The sequence below is a fragment of the Parabacteroides sp. 52 genome (genome assembly GCF_010500925.1).
Classification (GTDB): Bacteria; Bacteroidota; Bacteroidia; order Bacteroidales; family Tannerellaceae; genus QVMG01.
In genome coordinates this window covers 73,675-97,385 of the sequence record NZ_QVMG01000004.1, presented here as the reverse complement: position 1 = coordinate 97,385, position 23,711 = coordinate 73,675, and the positions used below count along the sequence as shown (strand labels likewise).

16 protein-coding genes are annotated in these 23,711 nt (G+C 45.0%); 8 read left to right on the top strand and 8 right to left on the bottom strand.

Features of this window, described 5'->3' with window-relative positions; genetic code table 11:
- Positions 1-19: 19 nt before the first annotated feature.
- On the bottom strand, positions 20-4,027 hold the full coding sequence (locus D0T51_RS04455; RefSeq protein ID WP_163725745.1) for a two-component regulator propeller domain-containing protein: 4,008 nt from the start codon (positions 4,025-4,027) through the stop codon (positions 20-22).
- A 323-nt stretch (positions 4,028-4,350) separates the two neighbouring features.
- Here D0T51_RS04455 and D0T51_RS04450 point away from each other — a divergent pair, with 323 nt between their 5' ends.
- The 4 genes from D0T51_RS04450 to D0T51_RS04435 all read left to right on the top strand — a co-directional run bounded on the left by D0T51_RS04450 (position 4,351) and on the right by D0T51_RS04435 (position 12,267).
- On the top strand, positions 4,351-7,359 hold the full coding sequence (locus D0T51_RS04450; protein ID WP_306439044.1) for a TonB-dependent receptor: 3,009 nt from the start codon (positions 4,351-4,353) through the stop codon (positions 7,357-7,359).
- 12 nt (positions 7,360-7,371) lie between these two features.
- A complete protein-coding gene (locus D0T51_RS04445; protein ID WP_163725741.1) occupies positions 7,372-8,994 on the top strand; it encodes a RagB/SusD family nutrient uptake outer membrane protein in 1,623 nt (540 codons plus the stop codon).
- 52 nt (positions 8,995-9,046) lie between these two features.
- Positions 9,047-10,627, top strand: coding sequence for a sulfatase (locus D0T51_RS04440; protein ID WP_163725738.1), 1,581 nt, complete (start codon positions 9,047-9,049; stop codon positions 10,625-10,627).
- A gap of 101 nt (positions 10,628-10,728) precedes the next feature.
- Positions 10,729-12,267 carry a sulfatase gene (locus D0T51_RS04435; RefSeq protein WP_163725735.1) on the top strand — a complete coding sequence of 513 codons (1,539 nt, stop codon included), beginning with the start codon at positions 10,729-10,731 and terminating at the stop codon, positions 12,265-12,267.
- Between the two features lie 6 nt (positions 12,268-12,273).
- On the opposite strand, the gene D0T51_RS04430 is transcribed toward D0T51_RS04435, so the two are convergent.
- The gene (locus D0T51_RS04430) at positions 12,274-12,672 is read right to left on the bottom strand and encodes a hypothetical protein (RefSeq protein ID WP_163725733.1); all 399 of its coding nucleotides are present in this window, start codon (positions 12,670-12,672) and stop codon (positions 12,274-12,276) included.
- A 40-nt stretch (positions 12,673-12,712) separates the two neighbouring features.
- On the bottom strand, positions 12,713-13,516 hold the full coding sequence (locus tag D0T51_RS04425; protein ID WP_163725730.1) for a peptidylprolyl isomerase: 804 nt from the start codon (positions 13,514-13,516) through the stop codon (positions 12,713-12,715).
- Positions 13,517-13,804: 288 nt separating this feature from the next.
- On the opposite strand from D0T51_RS04425, the gene D0T51_RS04420 reads away from it, so the two are divergent.
- Positions 13,805-15,937, top strand: coding sequence for a Tex family protein (locus D0T51_RS04420; RefSeq protein ID WP_163725727.1), 2,133 nt, complete (start codon positions 13,805-13,807; stop codon positions 15,935-15,937).
- A gap of 10 nt (positions 15,938-15,947) precedes the next feature.
- The gene (gene ybaK, locus D0T51_RS04415) at positions 15,948-16,433 is read left to right on the top strand and encodes a Cys-tRNA(Pro) deacylase (RefSeq protein WP_163725723.1); all 486 of its coding nucleotides are present in this window, start codon (positions 15,948-15,950) and stop codon (positions 16,431-16,433) included.
- Between the two features lie 72 nt (positions 16,434-16,505).
- On the opposite strand, the gene D0T51_RS04410 is transcribed toward ybaK, so the two are convergent.
- Entirely contained in the window at positions 16,506-16,931 is a 426-nt protein-coding gene (locus tag D0T51_RS04410) for an META domain-containing protein (protein ID WP_163725719.1), read from the bottom strand.
- 210 nt (positions 16,932-17,141) lie between these two features.
- On the opposite strand from D0T51_RS04410, the gene D0T51_RS04405 reads away from it, so the two are divergent.
- On the top strand, positions 17,142-18,431 hold the full coding sequence (locus D0T51_RS04405; protein ID WP_163725716.1) for a M23 family metallopeptidase: 1,290 nt from the start codon (positions 17,142-17,144) through the stop codon (positions 18,429-18,431).
- An 18-nt stretch (positions 18,432-18,449) separates the two neighbouring features.
- Positions 18,450-18,818, top strand: coding sequence for a YccF domain-containing protein (locus D0T51_RS04400; protein WP_163725713.1), 369 nt, complete (start codon positions 18,450-18,452; stop codon positions 18,816-18,818).
- 14 nt (positions 18,819-18,832) lie between these two features.
- On the opposite strand, the gene murI is transcribed toward D0T51_RS04400, so the two are convergent.
- The 4 genes from murI to bamA form a co-directional block, all read right to left on the bottom strand.
- Positions 18,833-19,681, bottom strand: coding sequence for a glutamate racemase (murI, locus tag D0T51_RS04395; RefSeq protein WP_203583320.1), 849 nt, complete (start codon positions 19,679-19,681; stop codon positions 18,833-18,835).
- Between the two features lie 62 nt (positions 19,682-19,743).
- On the bottom strand, positions 19,744-20,241 hold the full coding sequence (locus tag D0T51_RS04390) for an OmpH family outer membrane protein (protein WP_163725711.1): 498 nt from the start codon (positions 20,239-20,241) through the stop codon (positions 19,744-19,746).
- 68 nt (positions 20,242-20,309) lie between these two features.
- Entirely contained in the window at positions 20,310-20,825 is a 516-nt protein-coding gene (locus D0T51_RS04385; RefSeq protein WP_163725708.1) for an OmpH family outer membrane protein, read from the bottom strand.
- A 188-nt stretch (positions 20,826-21,013) separates the two neighbouring features.
- Positions 21,014-23,707, bottom strand: coding sequence for an outer membrane protein assembly factor BamA (bamA, locus tag D0T51_RS04380; protein ID WP_163725705.1), 2,694 nt, complete (start codon positions 23,705-23,707; stop codon positions 21,014-21,016).
- Positions 23,708-23,711: the final 4 nt, after the last annotated feature.

The following is a 23,711-nucleotide window of genomic DNA, read 5'->3' as shown; positions in this document are numbered from 1 at the left end:
CAACATTTTCGACAACCTATTATTCCACATATCGCGAAGGAGAAACCCCAAACTGTTTGTTAAAAAATTTCCGGAAGGTGTTCATATCGTTATACCCAACCATCTCGCATACTTCTTGGACTGAATATTTTCTTTCCATAAGATAGGAAGCAGCTTTACTCATGCGGATACTTCGGATTACTTCAATGATAGACAATCCGGTGTGTAACTTTATTTTTCGGTATAAGGTAGGTTGACTGCAATTCAGTTTCTCCGCGAGCGATTTGGCGTTAAAGTCCGGATGGGTCAGGTTGAGTTCTATAAGCGTAATCACTTTTTGCATAAAAAGACTCTTTTCATCCTCTTCATCCGGTTCATTCTGAACCGTCAATAATGTCCGGGTGTAAATACGCTTAAGCTCTTCCCGGTTTCTAATCAGGTTTTCGACTTTAATCTTTAATACTTCCGGGTTAAAAGGTTTCATCAGATAATCGTCAACACCGATCCGCATACTTTTCAACAGATCGGCATCTTCGGCCTTGGCGGTCAATAGGATGATAGGTATATGGGCTGTTTTTAGCTGTGATTTCAACTCTTCACAGCAGGTAAACCCATCTTTTACCGGCATCATGATGTCGGAGATAATAAGATCGGGCTCTTCTTCAATCGCTTTATCCAGACCTTGCTGCCCGTCTGTGGCTTCCAACACAATATATTCTTTCCCAAAGAGACTGCGGATATATTGCCTCATTTCATCATTGTCTTCAATAATCAAGATCTGTTTGCCACTCTTTTTCTTCGGTTGTTCTGTCTGTTCCAAAGAAAGATACGTTACGTTTATATTTTCTGCAGTATCTTTTTCTTCTTCCAACTCATATTTGTCTTCGGCAAAGTGTTGTTTTCCCTCCGGAATAAAAAGAATAAATTTAGTGCCTTCTCCCGGATTGCTTTCCAGTAATACTTTGCCATGATGCAGATCCATCGTGTTTTTTACAATACGCAAACCAATGCCTACCTTGGTCGACATGGAAGGATCGGCTTTGCCGGTGATAAAAGAGTCGAATACTCTCTTTTGTAATTCCTCATCTATCCCGATTCCGGTATCGATCACTTCGATCGTACAATAGCTGTTGTTGTCGACTGTTTGCTGTTTCAATACGATCCGGATTTGGTCTTGAGGAGAGGTGTATTTGAATGCGTTCGACAATAGATTCCGGAGGGCCGATTGTATTTTGGACACATCCACCCATAACCTTAATTCATCCGGTTGGTGAATAAATTGGTAATCAATGTTTTTTATGGTGGCTAATTGATTAAAGGAATTGAAAATCTTACGCACTAATTGCACAATATCGGCATAGGAAATATGTAATTGTACCATGCCGGCCTCTATTTTCTGTACGTATAATAGTTGGTCGGTGAGCGAACTCAAGGACTTTGCGTTTCCGTATATCAGTGATAGTTTTTCCTGTATCTCGGTAGGGTCGGCCTTGCCCTGTATCAGTTCCTGAAGAGGGGAAAGGATTAAGGTTAAAGGCGTTCTTAATTCATGCGAGACATTGGTGAAGAAATTCTCACGTTCTTGATGTATCTGTTTTTCTTTCTCTCGTTCCAGATTGGCAACAACCAGTTCGTGTTTCAATTTTTCTTCCTGTGCTATTCTTTCCTGTTTCTTTTTCAACCACCAATACAACAGATAGACACAGGCTGACAAGAATAAAAAAACAAGAAACCGGAAGGTGACAGTCTCATACCAGTGCGGCAATAAGGTGATGGCTAATGTGGTCACTTCGCCACTGGAACCATCGGGGAAAATACTTTTCACCTCGAAAAGATAGTTCCCTTTCGCCAGATTGGTGAAAGAAGCTCTTTCGCCTTCGTCGACAACAATCCATTCCGATTGCAGTGGCAGGAGCCGGTACATATACTTCTGTAATTCTTCCGAGAAGGTAAGATTACTGAAGGAGAGACTGAATTGATTGTTTTGCTGATTCAATGTCAATGTTTTGGTATAAGGAACCCCTTCTTTGAGAATAGTCTGACCGTTTATTTTCTCACCGATACCGACCGGTTTATTATCGACTTCTATCTGAGTGATCTTCACCTGGTCGATCGTGTGCATATGATGCTTCACCTGTATAGGCTCGAAGTAAGTCAGGTTCATATTATTGCCCCAGAACAGATAGCTGTCGTACCATAAAACGGAACAATTATTCCCGGAAACATAATAGTTGTAAAACAGTTTTTGGTGGCGGCTATAACGGGAGATGGATGAATTATTGCCCAACCAGATATCTCCGTTGCCATCTTCCATTATGCAACCTACGGAGTTATTACTCAACCCTTCCCGGGTGGTGTAGAAATAACTAATTGAGTCGGAAGCTATATCCATCACTCCGAATCCGCCTGAATATCCGATGTATAGTTTGTTTTCTGTAGAAGCCAATAAGGAGCGGATCGTTCGCACTTCCAATCCGGCCTTTTCTTCGTATCCGGTCTGCGTGATTGTTCTATCTGTCAGGTTGAATTTTTGTAATCCTTTAGTCGATCCGATCCATAGATGCCCGGCACTTTCCGCAAGGGTGTATATTTGTCCGAAATTGCCTTTGTAGCGGGTCACTTTGCCTGTCTCTTTTTCATACAATAATAAACCTTGGCTTGTCCCGAGCCATAACCGGTTTTCTTTGTCTGCAAAAATCTTAGCGACCAAGCCTTTATAAAAAGTATTGTGATCCAGGCGTATCGGTATTCGAACAAACTTCTTTTCTTTTTGTTTGTAATAGACCAAAACTCCGTCATGTCCCCCGAACCATAAATCACCTTCCTGATCTTCGCAGGCACAGATGAAAGGAGACGAGGGTAATACATATGCCGGTTGAAAAGATAATTTTTCCTGTGGATGAAAAGGTTTCTCACTCTTCATAATGCCCTGATGGTAGGTTGCCAGCCAGAGAAAACCTTCTTTGTCTTTTATGATTCCTCCGATCTCATTATGCGTATCTTGATAGAACTTCTGATAAAACTGCAGACGCAAATCCGAAGCCAGTACGCCACCCCCTGATGTTCCAACCCACAAAACACCCGAAGGATCATAATAGGCCGAAATCATCCGGTTCTCTATATTCCGGTGAACTTCCGAGGCTGTATTATTATATACTGTTGTCGTAAATGACAGTCGATCGTTCCCATCCGGTGTGAACACCGTATATCCATTCCATGAAACCGCCACATAACGCCCTTCGTTAATCGGAACAATCTGATAAATATCGGTATGCGAAACAACCGGACACCTGTCCTGGGCCACATAATTATACTGTCGGAAGCTGTTTGTTTCCGGATCATAAAGGACTACTCCCTGCCTATTGTTGGCAAACCAGAGAAGTCCGTTGTGATAAAGCAGACGGGAGGTGTTCAGGGTTTTGTAAATCGAACTTTTAAACATTAGTTTCCGATCAGTCGCATTTACAATAAAGACTTGTCCCCTGTTTGTACTCAGATAGATATCTCCTTGGGGTGAAGAACAGAAAGCATTGAACGGAGCTTCTTCTTCAGTCAGATCCAGCACCTTTTGAGTCTGATCCAAACAAATGGAAATCAGGTTTCCTTTGACGTCTTTTTCATAACGAATGGTATGTTGGTATAAAGCCTGTGGGGTGAAAGTCCAGGCCGAACCGTCTTTCGGAAATAAAATATCCCGGACAGACTCCGGATGAACAACCGGGACAAAATTTTCCATCTGTCGGTCGAAACAAACAATACTGTCGGAGCTGATAAGCCATAAGAGATCGTTCGATGTTTCACGGATATGGCTTACTTGCAGATAGTATCCGGGAATCTGGAAGTTCTTTATGTTTTTTCCGTCATACCGGCTTAATCCGTTATCAGTGCCAAACCACATAAAGCCATTCTGGTCTTTATGTACACAGGCAACCCTGTTGTCAGCCAATCCGTTTTGCATGGTGAGTATGCGGATATCCTTTTCAAAAAAAGCATAGATATCGGATATGAATCCGATGAATAACAACAAACTAAAATAGAACATTCTCATGGCGCAGAATCTGTGGCAATTTCCTTATGTATGAGGTAAAGGTAAAAAGAAAAACAGAGCGAATAGACAAAGTATGTGTTAATTCGAAAACCTTGTCTGTAAAATGAATAAAAACCCTAACATCCGTGAATGAAAACCATAGCCTGTCTTTTTCTTCATGGCGAAATGATCTGTTATACAAGGATGAATGACGAAAAAGGCAGCTAGGCTTCTTCTTCCAAGCACTTACTTTTGACCTTGTAATCCACCTTATTATTTACACCTTAAAACTAAAAAGGATGAAGCAAAAGATCACATTATTACTCATTCTGTTGTTAGCGCCTATGGCTTATCTATATGCGCAGCAGCATACAATCAAAGGAACCGTTACAGACAAGGCTTTGAATGAGCCGGTAACCGGTGCCTCTGTCGTTGTGGAAGGAACCACCAACGGAACAGTGACGAACTACGACGGAGAGTTTTCACTAAGTGTGTCGGTAGGAGATGTATTGAATATCTCTTACATTGGCTACAAACCCCAGTTGATTCGCGTGGAACAACAGCAACAGGTTTATCAGATATTCCTGGAAGAAGATGCACAGGCATTGGAAGAAGTGGTTGTTGTCGGTTACGGAACACAGAAGAAAGTGAACCTCACAGGTTCGGTTGAAACGGTGAAAGGGGATATTCTGGAAAACCGTCCGATCCGAAGCGTTACCGATGCTTTGCAGGGTACCGTGGCTGGTTTGACCGTGCAATCGAGTGACGGAGCACCCGGAAACGCCTCCTCTTTCCAGATCCGGGGCGCCACTTCGGTCAATTCAGCCGGTGCCTTGGTGATTATCGACGGCATGCCGGGTAATATCAACCGGGTCAACCCGCAAGATATCGAATCGATCTCGGTATTGAAAGATGCCGCTTCGGCTGCTATCTACGGAGCCCGTGCTGCGGAAGGAGTTATCCTGATTACCACAAAGAAAGGAAGTACCGATAAAGTAAAAATCGAATACTCCGGTAATTTCTCTTACAACACACCTACCCGTATTCCGCAAAGTACCACCGCCTTGGAGCACGCAACGCTTTCCAATACGGCATTCGAGAATGCGGGACTGACAGTTCTTTTCCCACAAAACGCCATTGACGCGATCAAAGATCCCAACACATTGGCTCTTCCCAGCGGAAACGATTGGATTTATACCGGAGAGATGGACTGGATCAGTACGATGATGGATCATCAGACACAACAAAATCATAACCTTTCGATCTCAAGAGCAGCAAAGAATGTGAATTATCTGATCTCGGGAAACTGGCTGGATCAAAATGGTTTCTTCGCAGAATACGGACCGGACAATTTCGATTTATTCAATCTGCGTTCAAACCTGGACCTGGTTCTGATTCCGGAAAAGATGAACCTGGATTCGCGTGTCTCTTTCAGCAATTCCAAAAAACAATACCATCCGCATTTCGGTAGCTGGACAATTCCTTATATCACCTTTATCCAGGCCGGACCGAATATGCCGGTGTACGATCCGAACGGAAACTATTCCCGTTACCGTATGCAAGCGAACCCGATCCAGGCTCTTCAGGAAGGCGGTAAAGGAGAAGAAAAGATACAACGCCTGGATGGAGTCTTCACATTGAGCTATAAACCGATCAAAGGCTTAACATTGAAAGCTGTCGGAGGGGCTACTTATATTACAAATCTCAAGAAAGAATGGCGACGGGAATATGGTAAATATGGTCCCGACGGATTAAGATCGATGGCCGCGGGACAGTCCGGACCGAATAACATCAAACAAACGAATGCAAACACCCGTTACCTGACCGGACAGTTACTGGCTGATTATAACGTAAAGATCAAAGAACACGAGATCAATGCCCTGGGTGGATGGTCTGCTGAGCATCAGGCATATGAAGACTTGCAGGCTTCTCGTTTGAATATAATAGGGAACGAACTACCGTCCATGAAATTAGGCGCCACGGAAGGATGGACCAACGATGTAAAAGAGGAAGAATGGGCACTGCTCTCCGGATTTATGCGGATCAACTATGCGTTTGCCTCTAAATATCTGTTGGAATTCAATTTCCGTGCCGACGGTTCTTCCCGTTTCTCAAAGAAGCACAAATGGGGATTCTTCCCTTCAGCATCTGTCGGCTGGAGAGTTACGGAGGAAGCCTTTATGAAAGAACAGAAAATCTTTTCAAACTTAAAACTGAGAGCTTCTTACGGAGAATTGGGGAACCAGAACGGTTTAGGTTTATACGATCATATCCCTCAATATAACATCGCGGGGTATTATCCTTTTGGCAACGAATTGGCACAGTGGGCGCGTATGACGAATCTGCCTTCCGAAACCCGTACCTGGGAAACCGTAGTGTATACCAATATCGCTGCCGATATGGGATTCCTTGATAACCGCCTGAATGTAACGGCCGAGTACTTTATCAAGAAGAATAAAGATATGTTGGTAAATATTGAAATCCCTTCAGCTATCGGTATCACCGTGCCAACCGGAAACTACGGAGAATTGGAAGTCAAAGGATGGGATTTGTCGATTGGCTGGCAGGATCGGATCAATAAAGATTTTTCCTATACGGCCCGTTTCAATCTTTCGGATCAGAAAGACGTACTGGTGGATTACGGAAAAGATTATGTCGACTTCGTGGCAGGTGTGAACCAAAAGACACAAGGCTACTCACTCGGTTCGATCTTCGGATACGAAACGGATGGTTATTTCACCACGCAAGAAGAAGTAAATAATTCGGCTGTCATCAACCGCTCGGTAGTAGGCATAGGAGATATCAAATACATCGACCAGGATGGTGATGGAAAGATCTCGGCACCCAACGACCTGAAATACCTGGGAACCACTACCCCGCGTTTCGTCTTCGGCTTGAACCTGGGCATGACATGGAAGAACTTCGATGTGTCTATGTTGATACAAGGAGTAGGCAAACGGAACTATTACCTGAGCCGTCATGTGATGGCTCCGTTCCAGGATACATGGGGGAACTATTCGTATACATTCCATACCGATTATTGGACACCGGAAAACCCCAATGCCCTGTTGCCCCGCCATTATGCCGGCAACGGACATAATACACATATATCGGATCACTGGATCCAGAATGGAGCGTATATCCGTTTGAAGAATCTCCAGATCGGATACACCCTGCCACAAGCCATTACACGCAAAATACTGATGGAACGGGTACGTTTCTATGTCAGTGGAGACAATGTATGTGAATTCAGCAAATTGTTCAAATACTTCGATCCGGAACTCAACAGCGTTGACGGATATATGTATCCGATGACCCGGAAGTATTCTTTAGGTATTAACGTAACATTCTAAATCACAACAATCATGAAAAAAGAAAATATACTATATGCCGGCATCCTGGCTCTTATCTTGTCTGTCAACGGATGCAGCGGATTTCTCGATCGCGAACCACTGACCAGCCTGTCGCCTTCTTCTTTCTGGAACACAGAAAAAGACCTGCGCATGGCAGTTAACTTTTGCTACAATAAGATGAATCGTTCCTGGGACCTGGATATCCAGTCGGCCGATTGCTTTGCCAACGTAGGGAACCATGTGAGCTCGGGTACATTAACCCCTTCCAACAGCGATGCGATCTGGTCGGATTCGTATGCGGTTATTCGTATAACGAATGATTTCCTGAAGAATTATGAGCAGGCACAGGTAAGTGATGCCATCAAGAACCGTTATGCCGGTGAAGCCCGTTTCTTCCGTGCTTACAATTATTTCAACCTGATTAAACGTTTTGGAAATGTCCCTTATATAACGGAGACCTTGGACCTCGATTCACCTGAGCTCTATGCCCCCAGCGACAATAAGGACATGATTCTGGAAAAAATGGTTGAAGACCTTGAGTTTGCGGAGAAGCATATCCCATTGAAGAGTAAGTTATCTACGGATGTGGGACGTATCAACAAAGGTGTTGTGCAGGCTTTTATGGCACGGGTATGTCTGTATTACGGTACTTACTATAAATTTCACGGACAGGGAAACACGGCTCTTTACCTACAGAAAGCAAAAGAGGCTGCTAAACGATTGATCGACTCCAATGAATACGGATTGTATGCGGATTATAGAAACCTGTTCTTGCTTCCGGGAGAAGATTCCAAAGAGCATATTCTCTCTTACCGCTATTCGGAAGAAGCAAATACCTATAACAGCCGGATCCGTGGGGTGATTGTCGACTTCAAACAGGAACCTACAAAGGTCCTGGCCGATGCATTCTTGTGCAAGGATGGTCTGCCGGTAGGAAAATCATCTTATTCGGTGGAATATCTTCCGGCAGGGAAAGAGTTTGAGAATCGTGACCCGCGTATGGCACTTACCCTGTGGAAACCCGGTGATTCTTTTATGGGGTCTCCCTTCCTGCCGAACCTGGCGAACCAGACACGTACCGGATATATGTTCAAGAAATACGGTGATGAAGATTCCTACACCAATATGCAATCGCGTATCGATGAGATCCTGATCCGTTATGCGGAAGTATTATTGATCTATGCGGAAGCGACTTATGAACTGGAAGACAAAATTTCGGATGCCGACCTGGATATATCCGTAAACGCGTTGCGTAATCGTTTTGCCAATCATCCGGATAAATTGCCGGCATTAACCAATGCTTTTGTCAATGCAAATGGCTTGAGTATGCGCGAAGAGATCCGCCGGGAAAGAAGAGTGGAGCTGGCCAGCGAATGTCTGCGCTACGACGATATTATTCGTTGGAAAACGGCGGAAACCGAACTGCCTCAGGCTATTTTGGGTGCGAAGTTCGACCGGGATGCGTATTCGGGAATGATTCCCGGAAAGGATATTAACCTGGATGAAGAAGGTTATATCATTGTGCAATCCGGTAGTTCCCGTTCTTTCGACCCGGCAAAGCATTATCTCTTCCCCTTGCCGTTGCGCGAATTGTCCTTGAACCCTGAATTGAAACAAAACCCCGGCTGGCAATGATCCCGCAAAGCTCCTGGAACTTCCGGGAACTCTCAAACCCTAAAAAAAGTGTATGAAAAGAACATCATTAGTACTTGGTCTTTCCCTGGCTGCCCTATCATCGGTTGCAGCCAGGGATAAGCAGCCGAATATCCTGTTTATCCTGGCCGATGATCTGGGATGGCGCGATCTGTCTTGTACCGGAAGTAACTATTATGAGTCGCCCAATATCGATCGTATCGCGCAAAAAGGAGTAAACTTCACCCAAGGATATGCTGCCTGTCAGGTGTCGAGCCCTTCCCGGGCGAGTATTATGACAGGTAAATATACCGCACGACACGGCATAACCAACTGGATCGGAGAGGCTACGGGAGAAAACTGGCGGCGCAATGGGCGTCACTCGAAACTTTTACCCGCTGCATATGCCCGTCAACTGGCCTTGGAAGATATCACGCTGCCGGAAGCCTTGCGTGAGCAGGGGTACAAAACCTTTATGGCTGGCAAATGGCATCTGGGAGGCGAAGGATCGTCTCCCGAAGATCATGGGTTCGATATCAATATCGGCGGACACGATGCCGGCTCTCCTCCGGGAGGCTATTTTTCTCCTTATAAGAATCCGAAAATGAATGACGGGCCACAAGGGGAAAACCTATCGATCCGATTGGCTGCTGAAACAGCCTCTTTTATTGAAACTCATGCGAAACGCAATAAGAAACAACCGTTCTTCGCTTACCTCTCTTTTTATGCCGTGCATGCTCCTTTGGAAACAAACGAACAGAACTGGCGTTATTTCCGCAATAAAGCCGTTGAAAACGGGGTGGCGGATGAAGGTTTCGTTGTAGATCGCACCCTTGCCGTGCGTCAACACCAGGACAATCCGGTATATGCCGGACTGATCCGTCAGATGGACGATGCAGTAGGGTTGGTATTAAACAAACTCGAAGAACTCGGGTTGGATAAAAATACGATCATTGTCTTCACCAGCGATAACGGTGGCGTCTCTTCGGGTGATGCCTACGCAACGAGCAACCTGCCTTTGCGTGGTGGGAAAGGCCGGCAATGGGAAGGTGGTTTCCGGGTGCCGTTGTTGATGCAGTATCCCGGATGCAAAGAGCCGGGGTCAACATGTGATGTGCCGGTGACGGGCGCCGACTTTTTTCCTACTTTTCTTGATATGGCCGGATTACCTTTATTGCCTGAACAGCATGTCGACGGCGTATCGATCCGACCGCTATTAGTCGAAGGACAAACGATTGCTCCACGTGCTTTGTACTGGCATTATCCACATTATGGAAACCAAGGCGGGGAACCTTCTTCGGTAATCCGTGACGGCGACTGGAAACTCATCCATTATTACGAGGACAACAGAGACGAATTATACAATCTGCGTATCGATCCGTCTGAAGCGGAACCGCTCAATGCCCAATATCCCGACAAAGTGGAGTATCTCGGTAAGAAACTGGCCGTATGGTTGACCGATGTCGATGCCCGTTATCCGGTGCCCGATCCGCAATACGACCCGGTTCAGGAAAGAGCCTACAAACAAAAACAGCAAACCCAGGTAAAAGAAAGACTGGAGAAGCAACGAATGGAAATGCTCGATAACCACTACCGACCCAATGCCGATTGGTGGGGAAGTTTTACTATGGATTAGAACTCAATAAAGGATTACTTCTGCATACAAAATGCAAAGTAGTCCTTTGTTTTTTATACATTTGATGCCAATTTACACAATACCTCAGACATATAAATACGATGAATAAAACACTCCTACTTCCGCTTCTGGCGGTCCCTTTCCAGTGTGTTTTTGCACAGGAAAATGAGAAAAAGGACAACCGTCCCAATATCATTGTTTTCCTGGTGGACGATATGGGATGGCAGGATACATCCCTTCCTTTCTGGACGGAGCAAACCGCTTATAACGAGATATATGAAACTCCGAATATGGAACGGCTGGCAAAGCAAGGCATGCTATTTACACAAGCCTATGCATCGAGTGTGAGTTCGCCCAGCCGGTGCAGTTTGTTGACCGGCATGAATGCCGCACGCCACCGGGTGACCAACTGGACTTATCCCAAGAACGGATCGACCGACCTGGAGAGCGAAACGCTTCTCTTCCCCGCATGGAATGTAAACGGACTGGCACAAGTCGGAGGCATCCCTCGTACCACGCAGGTGACTTCGCTTCCGCAATTACTGAAAGACAACGGGTTTCATACGATCCACTGCGGGAAAGCCCATTGGGGAGCGGTTGATACACCGGGAGAGAATCCCCATCACTTCGGTTTTGAAGTGAATATCGCCGGGCATGCCGGTGGCGGATTAGCCAGTTACCTGGGTGAGGCGAATTTCGGAAACCGGACCGATGGTAAAGCGAATCCCCGGTTTGCAATCCCCGGCCTGGAAGCCTATTGGGGAGAAGATATATTCGTTACCGAAGTATTGACACGGGAAGCTTGTAAAGCGCTCGACAAAGCGCAACAATACGAACAGCCGTTCTTCCTTTATCTCTCGCATTATGCCATTCATATCCCTATCGATAAGGATATGCGTTTCTTCCCGAAGTATATCGAAAAAGGACTGACGGAAAAAGAAGCCGCTTATGCCTCGTTGATCGAAGGAATGGACAAAAGCCTGGGCGACCTGATGGATTACCTGGAGGAAAATAAACTGGCGGATAACACTATTCTGCTCTTTATGTCGGATAATGGGGGTCTCTCGTCTACCGCCGCATGGAGAGACGGTGCGTTGCATACACAGAATGCGCCGCTCAATAGCGGCAAAGGCTCGGCGTATGAAGGAGGAATCCGCGAACCGATGATTGTCAGTTGGCCCGCAAAGGTTAAGGCTGGAAGTAAATCTGATAAATACCTGTTGATCGAAGATTTCTTTCCAACGATCCTGGAAATGGCCGGAGTTAGTGATTATCAAACCGTACAAACAACGGATGGTATCAGCTTCGTACCTTTATTAACGCAAACGGGTAACCCTTCCGCCGGACGTAGTCTGATATGGAACTTCCCGAATCTATGGGGAAATACCGGTCCCGGTATCGGCCCTTCCTGCACGATCCGGCAAGACGATTGGAAATTGATCTATTATTATGAAACAGGAAAGAAGGAACTTTTTCACATTCCTACGGATATAGGGGAGAAAGAAAATCTGATAGAAAAAGAGCCTGAACGAGCCATTCAGCTTTCCCGGTTATTAGGAGAAGAATTACGTATCAGAGAAGCTCAACGTCCATCATTCAAGGCAACGGGAAAAGCTGTGCCCTGGCCGGATGAGATCTGAAAGTGATTAGATCTCATGCAGCCATTCTTCTATTTCATTCAGCTGATTGATGCGTTCGAACGAAAAAGTATGATCGGTTGCTTGCAGATATTCCAGTAATTCTTTTGCCCGAAGTAAAAGTTTCTTTCGCTCAGCAGGCTCGACGTAAAAACTTTCTTCGATCAATCCTTTGATTGCTATTTCCATACGCAATGTCCCTCCACTGTCTTCCTGATCCAGGAAGTTACGGATATCTTGGGGAGCAGCAGTCAGTAAAAACTCCTTATCCAGTTTGAGGGAGTCATAGACTGTTTGTATCTGTACGGGAATATGACGGGCGGCATTGTTGTTTCGTTGCGCGATCAGTTGCGCAATTATTTTGCCTAACTCCTCAATCTGAACCATTATAAAATCACGACGCAGCATATTTTATGAGTGATAAGTGTTTAGGGATTAATTGTAATTCTCAGTCAACGGTTACCCGTACGATTTTAATGTCTTTCTTCGGGCGGTCGTAAGCGTCACGGGGTTGGGATGCGATCCGGTCGATAATATCCAATCCTTCGGTTATTTCTCCGTAGATGGTGTATTGTCCTTCCAGATGACGACTGCCACCAAGGGTGGTGTAAGCCTCTATTTGTTCGTCCGTGAAAAACAGATGGCCCGGTGTGGCCCGGATAACAGAATCTACTTTGTGATTGATCTCCACCACCCGCCGGTTGTATTCTTTCGGGTCGGCGGTTTTCAGACTGTCCATTTCCATTTTGTGCGGTTGATAGAATGCGACCATCGCTTTACGTTTGATGGGTAGATTCGTTGCTCGTTGCAAGGTGTCGAGTTCGCCTGCCCGGTACACCTTTCCTTGTACGATAAAGAACTGCGACATATCCGATTTTTTCTTCGGGTTGATATCATCGTTCTGCCGGGGAGCGGCAATCGTACCTTTCTTGAAGAAGTATTGCGGTCGCATCTCCGGAAGAATCTCTGCACTTCTGTCTCCATAACCCACCCGCACGCCGGCCGGCGCGTTCTTTGAATCGGGGGCTCCGCCTTGTATCATAAACTCGGGAATGACACGGGTAAAGAGCGTGCCGTTGAATAAACCTTTGTTTGCCCGCTCACAGAAGGTCGCCACATGATTGGATACATCGTCATACAATATCCCTTTCATCGTACCCACATTGGTTTCAATCGTAACTGTCTTTGACTGGCTCCATACAGGTATGGATACAAAAACCCAGGCGATAAGTATAAATACACTCTTTTTCATGGCCTAAAGATAGTGTTTTTTATGCATTCGGCGTATTTTATCGAAGGTAGGAGACAGGAAGACAAGGATGCAGAGAAGGCTAAGGAGTTAAAGAAATCATCTATATAAATACCTATTTTCTGCCCCGAAATAAAATTGCCGATAATTGTCAGCACAATTGCCGATATATATCAGCAAAATTGCCGACAATTATCGGCAATTTTGCTGACGATCGTCGGCAATTTTATTTGTCAGCGATTTCGTGTAAAAGAAACCATTATCTTTGGAGCATAAAAGAGATTGAATAAGATGAATTCCATAATAAACACACTTATCTCCCAGGCATCGCAAATTCCGGCCGGGCAAGTTGAAAAAACAATTGCTTTGTTAACAGAAGGAGCCACCATTCCTTTTATCAGCCGCTACCGAAAAGAAGTTACCGGAGGATTGGACGAAGTACAAATCAGTCAGATCAAAGACCTGTTAGATAAATTCACCGAACTGGAGAAACGCAAAGAGACGATCCTTCACTCCATCGAAGAACAGGGCAAACTCACGCCCGAACTAAAGAAACGCATCGAAGAATCATGGGATAGTACCGAACTGGAAGACCTCTACCTGCCTTATAAACCCAAACGCGTCACCCGGGCAGAGATCGCCCGCAAAAAGGGATTGGAGCCATTGGCTAAAATATTGATGATGCAAAACGAGGCGGATCCCAAAAACCGGGCCTATGCCTTTGTGCAAGGAGAGGTTAAAAATACGGGCGATGCCTTGCAAGGGGCCTGTGATATTATTGCGGAATGGGTGAATGAAAACGAAGGGGCACGCCACTCGGTACGGAATTCATTTACGCATACCGCCACGATTACCGCCAAAGTAATCAAAGGCAAAGAAGAAGAAGGGGCGAAATACAAAGACTACTTTGCATTCAGCGAACCCTTGAAACGGGCTTCCTCCCACCGCATCCTGGCCCTGCGCCGGGGAGAAGCGGAAGGCATCCTGCGGGTAACGATCTCCCCGGAGACAGAACCGACGGTCGAACGATTAAAAAATCGTTTCGTGAAAGGACAGAATGCCAGCTCCCTTTTGGTCGAAGAGGCGGTGGAAGACGCTTACAAAAGGCTGTTGAAACCTTCTATCGAAACAGAATTTACCCACCTGAGCAAAGCCAAAGCCGACGAAGAAGCCATCCGTGTTTTTGCCGAGAACCTCCGGCAGTTATTATTGGCTGCCCCCTTGGGACAAAAACGGGTATTGGGCATAGATCCCGGCTATCGAACCGGCTGTAAGTTGGTTTGTCTCGATAGCCAGGGAAACCTATTACACAACGAGACAATCTACCCGCATCCTCCACAGCAGGAAAAAACAAAGGCGGCTGCCAAGGTAGCCCATCTGGTAGAGACATACGCCATCGAAGCGATCGCTATCGGTAACGGCACGGCCAGCCGGGAAACGGAACAATTCATTACCCAGATTCGATACGACCGGAAAGTGCAGGTATTTGTCGTCAGCGAAAATGGCGCTTCTATCTACTCGGCCTCTAAAATCGCCCGGGAAGAGTTTCCCACCTACGACGTCACCGTCCGAGGGGCGATCAGCATTGGCCGTCGCCTGATGGATCCCCTGGCGGAATTGGTTAAAATTGACCCTAAAAGTATTGGGGTCGGACAATACCAACACGATGTGGATCAACCGGCCTTGAAGAAGAGTCTGGATCAGACCGTCGAAAGTTGCGTGAACCTTGTCGGAGTCAATGTCAACACAGCCAGTAAACATCTGTTGACCTATATCTCCGGATTAGGTCCTGCATTGGCACAAAACATTGTGACGTACAGAAGCGAAAACGGTCCCTTCCACTCCCGCCGTGAACTGTTGAAAGTACCCCGGATGGGAGAAAAGGCCTTTGAACAAAGTGCCGGCTTCTTACGCATCCAGGGAGGTAAGAACCCTTTGGATAACTCTGCGGTTCATCCCGAAAGCTATGTCATCGTGGAACAGATGGCCAAAGACCTGCAATGTTCTGTGACCGACCTGATAAACGACAAAGAGCGTAAGAAAAAACTGAAACTGGAAAATTACACCAACGCCAAAGTAGGTATGCCTACCTTACTCGACATCATGGAGGAATTGGATAAACCGGGGCGTGACCCCCGCCAGGCGATCCAGGTATTTGCCTTCGACCCGACGATAAAGACGATTGAAAACCTGCACGAAGGGATTGTACTGCCGGGCATCGTCACGAATATAACGAACTTCGGTTGCTTTGTCGATATAGGCATCAAAGAAAACGGATTGGTGCATATCTCCGAATTGGCGGACCGCTTTATCAGTGATCCCACGCAAGTTGTTTCTATTCACCAGCATGTAAAAGTGAAGGTGCTCAGTGTGGATCTGGTACGCAAACGTGTGCAGTTATCGATGAAAGGTTTATCTTCTTAACAGAAAAAGAATGGCGAAAGAAAAAATAAATAAAACCAATGTCGCCCGCTTACTGGATAAAATGCAGATCGATTATGAACTGATCCCGTACGAAGTGGATGAGTCCGACTTAAGTGCCATACACGTAGCCGAGCAATTGGGTGAGAATGTCGAGCAGGTGTTCAAGACATTGGTGTTGCAAGGGGATAAAAACGGGCACTTCGTCTGCATCATTCCGGGAGCCCAAGAGCTGGACCTGAAGAAAGCGGCGAAACTATCGGGGAATAAAAAATGCGAAATGATCCCGATGAAAGAGCTATTGCCCCTTACTGGTTATATCCGGGGTGCCTGTTCGCCTATCGGCATGAAAAAGCAGTTCCCTACCTATATCCACGAAACGGCGGAGACCTTCGATAAAATCTATGTCAGTGCCGGACAAAGAGGTTTGCAAATACACATATCCCCTCAAGACCTTATCAAAGAAAGCCGGGCGACTGTGGCAGATTTAATCTCCTGACACAGACAGGGGAATAACAAAAAAGGATGATCCCATGGGACCATCCTTTCTTTTGTGTACGCTTGTATATCGTTATTTGGCAAGAACAAACAAGGTGTTCCCGTCTTTGTCGACTAATACCATTTCATTGGCCGTTTTACCCGCCTTAACCGCACTCACTTCTTCCAAAGACTTCATCACGGTTCTTTCTAGTTCCATGTCCAAACAAGCCATCATAGTAGCAATGGCAGGAGCAAAAGAGATAGCTGCCGGATTTTGAGCATCCAACTTCACGGCCGTATTGAATATATTACAACCGGCATTTCCGTGTAATCTATTCTCAGACATATCAAACTCCATGAAAGGTACTTTCTCTTTCTTTTCAACAACGGTTCCTTTGACTTCGACAATGTTCCATTTGCCTGCTAAAGCTTTGGCGTCTACTTTTTTTTCTGCACAAGAGGCCATCATCCATACGCATACGGGAAGAGCCATCAGGTAAAATAATACTTTTTTCATACGTAATTTTATTTATCAATAATCATGTTTACACATAAGACGCAAATTTCGGTCAAATTGTTTACAAAGGCCTCCCCATTTAGGTTATATTAACAATTATGCGCGATTTGATAAACATAGCCTCTCCTTAGAATTAACAAAGACTTTAACTTATCTATTATTTTCCCTAAATTTGCATTTTAGGATATTTGAATATGTAAAAAAGAACAAATGAAACACGCTATACCTCTTTCCCTTCTTTTCTTATTTATCTTTTCTTTCTCCTGCACGGAAAATAAACGCTCCATCACAAAAGAAGAAAGCCCAGAGGTTATAGACACCATACAACATATATACCAATACGGTATCTGTATCGATTCCCTGGAAGTATCGAATTACACCCTGAAAAACGGAGACAACCCGGCGAGTATTTTCTCCCGCTTGGGCTTTTCGGCCCGGGAAGCCGATCATATTGGCAGGAGCGCCGCCAATGTACTGGACCCGACCAAACTACGCACCGGCATGTCATACTGTACGTTCACCACGATGGACAGTACGCACACCATCCGTTATATCGCTTTTGCCAAATCGCATACGGATTATGCGATTATCGACTTAACGGCAGACTCCATCCGGGCCTATGGATTTTCCAAAGCAATCCGTCTGAAACGCTTATACACGGAAGGAACGATTCATTCTTCGTTATGGAACGAGATACAACGCAGTGGCGCTGATCCCCTGCTTGCCCTGAAGCTGGCGGATGTCTTTGCCTGGCAGATCGACTTCTTTGATGTCAAAAAAGGAGATTCTTTCCGCGTATTGTACGATGTGGCCTTTATCGATGATACCACAGCTCTCCATGTGGCAGCCATAAAAGGGGCTGTCTTTACACACAAAGACAAAGAGTTTATCGCTGTTCCATTCACCCAGGACAGTGTCAGTGAATACTTCGATGAAAAAGGCAACAGCCTGCGGAAGGCATTCCTCAAAGCTCCTCTCGACTTTTTCCGTATCACCTCCCGCTTCTCCCACTCCCGCTTTCACCCGGTTCTTAAAATCTATCGGGCACACCACGGCGTGGATTATGCCGCTCCCGTAGGAACACCGGTGAAAAGTATCGGGGCAGGAACCGTTATAGCCAAAGGGTATCAGTCGGGAGGAGGTAATTATGTAAAGATAAAACACAACTCGGTTTATACGACAACCTATATGCACCTGAGTAAATTTGCTCAAGGCCTACAAGTCGGCACCCAGGTCGCCCAAGGACAGGTGATCGCCTATGTAGGCTCTACCGGCTTATCAACCGGTCCGCATTTGGATTTCAGGGTGCATAAGAATGGGCAGCCTATCAATCCCCTGGAGATGGAGTCTCCTCCTTCCCTACCCGTCAAGCCGGAGTTAATGGACAGCTTTGCAATTGTCAAACAAAAGGTTTTTGCCGAATTAGACAGCTTCCGTGTCACATTCCGGCAGAGCCAACCGTCTACATCTATAGAACAGGACACGACGTCTAATGAATAAACAAATACGGTTACTCAAATGAAAACAGTAGGAAATATTATCTGGTTACTTTGTGGAGGTTGCGTTACGGCGATTGAATATATTATTGCCAGCCTCTTTTTAATGGTTACCATCATTGGCATTCCTTTCGGATTACAGACATTAAAGATGGGTCGGTTGGCGTTATGGCCTTTTGGCAGTAAGGTGACGGATACGGGCAATGCAGGAGGATGCCTTAACCTGATGATGAATGTACTCTGGATACTTGTCGGCGGTATATGGATTTGCCTGACCCACTTAGGTTTTGGTTTGTTGTTATGCTTGACAATCGTGGGTATTCCTTTTGCACGTCAGCATTTCAAATTGGCAGCATTGGCATTAACGCCTTTTGGTAAGAGTATCGAGTAGGCAGATTTCGTGCCTCAATCGATCACGATCTGCTCCACATCTATCGGATTCTGCAGGAAGAGGGATGCCGTCTCTGAGAACTTAAGAGCCGATTCGGTCGTTAAAAAACGTAGCTTCCCCTCTTGGGTCAACCGCTTATCCATCTCCGGATGACGTTGCAGGTAGTCTTGTAAACTAGCGGCGACATACTCCCCCTGGGACAAAACAGTGACCCGCTCAGGTAGAAAACGACGAATCTTATGAAGCAATAAGGGATAATGGGTGCATCCCAGTATGATCGTATCAATAGCCGGATCGGCAGTAAAGAGGTTATCCAGGTGTTTTTGTACAAAATAATCAGCACCGGCAGTATCAAACTCATTATTCTCTACCAGGGGAACCCACATAGGACAGGCCTCTCCCGTCACCTGCATATGGGGAAACATCTTTTCTATTTCCAACGTATAAGAATGCGAAGAGATGGTGCCTGTCGTCCCTAAGACACCAACATGTTTGGTTTTACTCAAAGAGTCGATCACCTCTACGGTCGGACGTATCACGCCCAATACCCGGCGATTCGGATCCCAAGACGGCAGGTCGTTTTGCTGGATAGTACGAAGTGCCTTGGCTGATGCCGTATTGCAAGCCAGTATGACCAATTGACATCCTTCGCGGAAAAGCGTTTCTACAGCCTGCAAGGTAAAGCGATACACCACCTCAAAGGAACGTGTTCCATAAGGGGCCCGGGCATTATCTCCCAGATAAATATAATCATAGTCCGGCATGGACTTATGGATTTTATCAAAGATCGTCAATCCACCATATCCGGAGTCAAAGATGCCGATAGGGCCAGGCTGTTGAGAAAGGATTGTCTTATTCACCATATAATATGACAAAGGATGCCTTTGAATAAAGACATCCTTTTTTATTTTCTGATAGTTACTGCTTATATACCCAATTTGGTCTTCACAAACGGCGTAGCGTCAATCGCTGCATCGCCCGTATAAAGAATAGAAGCCGGATACAAAATATAAGTGTATCCTTTTTCATTACCTACTGACTTAATGGCATCCATCATTTTTTGTTGAATAGGTGCGAACAACTCTTCCTGTTTCTTAGACATTTCTTGTTGACCCATCTGATAGACTTGCTCCATACGTTCTCTCATGCCTTCAATCTCTTGCATTCTACGCAATTTAATATTTTCAGTCAATGAATCTTGTGCTGCAATATATTCCTGCGTCTTCCGGTTATAATCTTCTTCCATACGTTTCAACTCAGAAGTATACGACTCATTCAGGTCTGCCAATTTCTTTTCCATATCGGACAATTCAGGCATGGCCATCATGATTTCCTGTGTATTTACATATGCGATCTTAACTTCTTGTGCGATGGCACCCAAAGGAAGCAGCATGATTACTGCCAGTGCGATAAGTTTCTTCATCTTTCTTTATATTACTTTATTATTAAATACTACTTAACTAGCTTGTTAAAGTGCACAAATGTACGCAATTATTTTGAATATCCTAATTTTACCAAGACTTCGTTGCTGATGTCTATTTTAGGCGATGCAAAAATGATACTCATGGCCGAAGCCCTGTCAACAACAAGCTGATAACCTTTGTCTTCCGATATCTCTTTCACGGCATTATAGACCTCATCCTGTATCGGTTTCATCAGACTATCCCGTTTCTTATACAGTTCGCCTTCCGGACCGAAATATTTCCGTTTTACATCCTGGGCTTCCTGTTCTTTTTTCACGATTTCTTCTTCGCGTTTTGTCTTCATCTCAGCAGAAAGGAAAACCAAATCACTCTGATAAGTCTTATACATATTTTGGGCTTCCTGCTGGATTGCTTCCACTTCGTTCTGCCATTTTTGAGAGATCTGACTCAGTTGTTCGTTTGTCATTTCATACGCAGGAATATTTTTCAGTATATATTCCATATCTATCAAGGCAAACTTCTGCCCCATGACTGCAACTGAAGCTATCAATAGCAGCATGCATGTTACCATAATCTTTTTCATACGTCATTATTTATTTTTAATATTTCGGTCGTATAAAACTCGCACGCATGTCATCGCCTTGGGCGAAACAGTTTGAATGACTCGTTTCATATCTCCTTCTTTTTAGTGAATAAAAACCTCTCTTCTCTTGGTACATAGACTGCAAATATAAGAGAGGGTTTATATTATTGAAACTAAATAACGTTAATTTAAAATTCCTGACCTATAATAAAATGGAATTCTCCTCCATTGCGTTTGGAGGTACTGTTGGAATAATTAGCCTGATCAAAGCCATACGCCCAGTCAATACCCATCAATCCGATCATCGGCAGGAAGATACGCACACCGACACCTGCAGAGCGTTTCAACTGGAACGGATTAAACTCACTCAGCGATCTCCAGGCATTACCAGCCTCGATAAAGGCCAAGCCATAGATCGTAGAGGTAGCCTCCAACAAGAACGGATACCGCAGCTCCATACTCAAACGGGAATAAGCATATCCATACGAACTGTATCCACCGTTACCGGCAATACTACCATTCTCATACCCACGCAAACCGACTGTTTCCGTTGCGTACGTACTGGAATAACCACTCATACCATCTCCCCCCATATAGAATGTTTCAAACGGAGAGCGTTTACCGTCACTGTAAGAACCCAATATACCATATTCCACACGTGTCATCAGGACAGGGGTCCGTTTGACCGATAAAGGAGCCAACGGAGAGAATATCTTGGCTTTAAATTTCCATTTATGATATTCTATAAACTTGAATTTTTCCGGATCCTGGTCGCTCATCGCATTATAATCTTTGCCATCGAACAAAGAATAAGGAGGAGTAGCGCTCACAGAAAGGGAGAACTGAGAACCCCGACGGGTATACAACGGGTTATCGATTGAGTTACGTTGCAACAACAATTCCAGGTTAAAGTTATGACAGGTACCGTTGTTCACCAGGAAGTAATCCCAGTCTTTCATCGTATACATCTGATAATTGAAAGTGGCCATGAACTGGAAGTAGTCATCCGGCCAGCTCAAGCGTTTTCCATAACCGGCAGCCACCCCAAACATGGTGATGTATTTATCCGGGTTGTAAGCCAACTCATAGTTATTCTGATAGTTTCCATATCCATAACCGTTATAACCATAACCTCCATATCCGCCATAACCATATCCACTGCCGTAATAGCTGTAAGGATCGTAATAGCTTGAATTGCTCAGGTAATTGCTACTGATATCGGTTTGTTTAGAGAAATACGCACTCACAGAAAGTGTATTCGGGCGTTTGCCGCCAAACCAGGGATCCATGAATGAAATACTATATGCCTGATAATAGCGTCCGTTGGTCTGTCCGCTTAAGGTCAATGTCTGTCCTTCTCCCTGCGGGATAAGCCCTTTATAGCTCTTGGGATTGAGGAAATTTTTCATAGAGAAGTTGGTAAACTTCAAACTCACTTTACCAATCACCCCTGTCTGTCCCCAACCAGCAGAAAGTTCTACCTGGTCATTGGCTTTAGACACCAGGTTGTATTCGATATCCACCGTTCCATTTTCCGGATCGGGCAGAGGCACCGGATTCATATTTTCCGGGTCAAAATGGCCCATTTGTGCCAGTTCACGTACCGAACGAATCAGGTCTTCGCGGCTAAACAACATCCCGGGTTTCGTACGCAATTCACGACGCACCACATCTTCGTACAAACGGTCGTTCCCATTGATGATGACGCGGTTGATTGTTGCCTGCGGTCCTTCCTGGATACGTATCTCCAACGAGATAGAGTCATTGTCGACTTCTATTTCTACCGGGTCCGCATTAAAGAAGAGGTAACCGTTATTAAAATACAGGTTGGATACGGCATCGTCATCGGTAGTCAATCTCTCGGTTAGTTTGGTTTGATTATAGACCTCACCCGATTTCATCGATAACAAATACTCCAGCTGCTCGGTTGAATATTGTGTATTCCCTACAAAACGAACATCTTTCAGGAAATATTGCTGTCCTTCTTCCAGTTTCAGGTAGATATCAACTGTCTTTTCGTTGAAGTTCGCCACACTGTCTTCCAATAAGACAGCATCCCGATAACCTTTCTCATTGTATTTATTGATGATATTCGCCTTATCGTTCTCATACTCTTCCGTAGTAAATTTCTTTGTACTGAACATTTCAAGCACGCTGCTCTTAAAGTCATTTTTGAAGCTAAACTTTTCATTCGTTTTCTTCATGGCCTTCTTCAGCTCACGTGTGGTCAGTGCTTCATTACCGTTGAAATAAATGCGGTGAATTTTCGTCTTTTCATTTTTATCAATGTAAATATCCAGAATCACCTCCCCTTCGTTGGCCAGGTCATCTTTTTGAGAGATATTGACATCTACATTCTTAAATCCTTTGGCATCGAAAAAGCGTTGGATAACAATCTTTGCCCGGTCGGCGGTATTCGGAGTCACCTGGAATCCTTTTTTCAGTCTCAGTTTACCTTCCAGGTCTTCCCGCTCTCCCTTTTTTATACCGTGGTAATGCACCTGAGATATACGGGGCCTTTGTTTCAACCGGAATTCCAACCAAATCTGGCCATCCTCTATCTTGGTTGCCAGAATTTTCACATCCGAAAAAAGACCATGTTTCCAGAAATTCTTAACGGCAGTCGTTATATTCTCTCCGGGTATGGTCACTTCATCTCCTACGGATAAACCTGAAAATCCGATCAACAAATAATCTTCGTAATTCGATATTCCACTTACCTTTATATCCGCAATTTTATATTTCTTGGGGGAGGAGGAATACGAAATGACAGGCAACTCTGCCGGTGTCTCAACTTCAACCTGGGTAGAGTCTGTCTCTTGTGCAAATGCACCCACAGCCAAACCTACCAAAATCCATAACAGCACTACTCTTTTGTACATATAA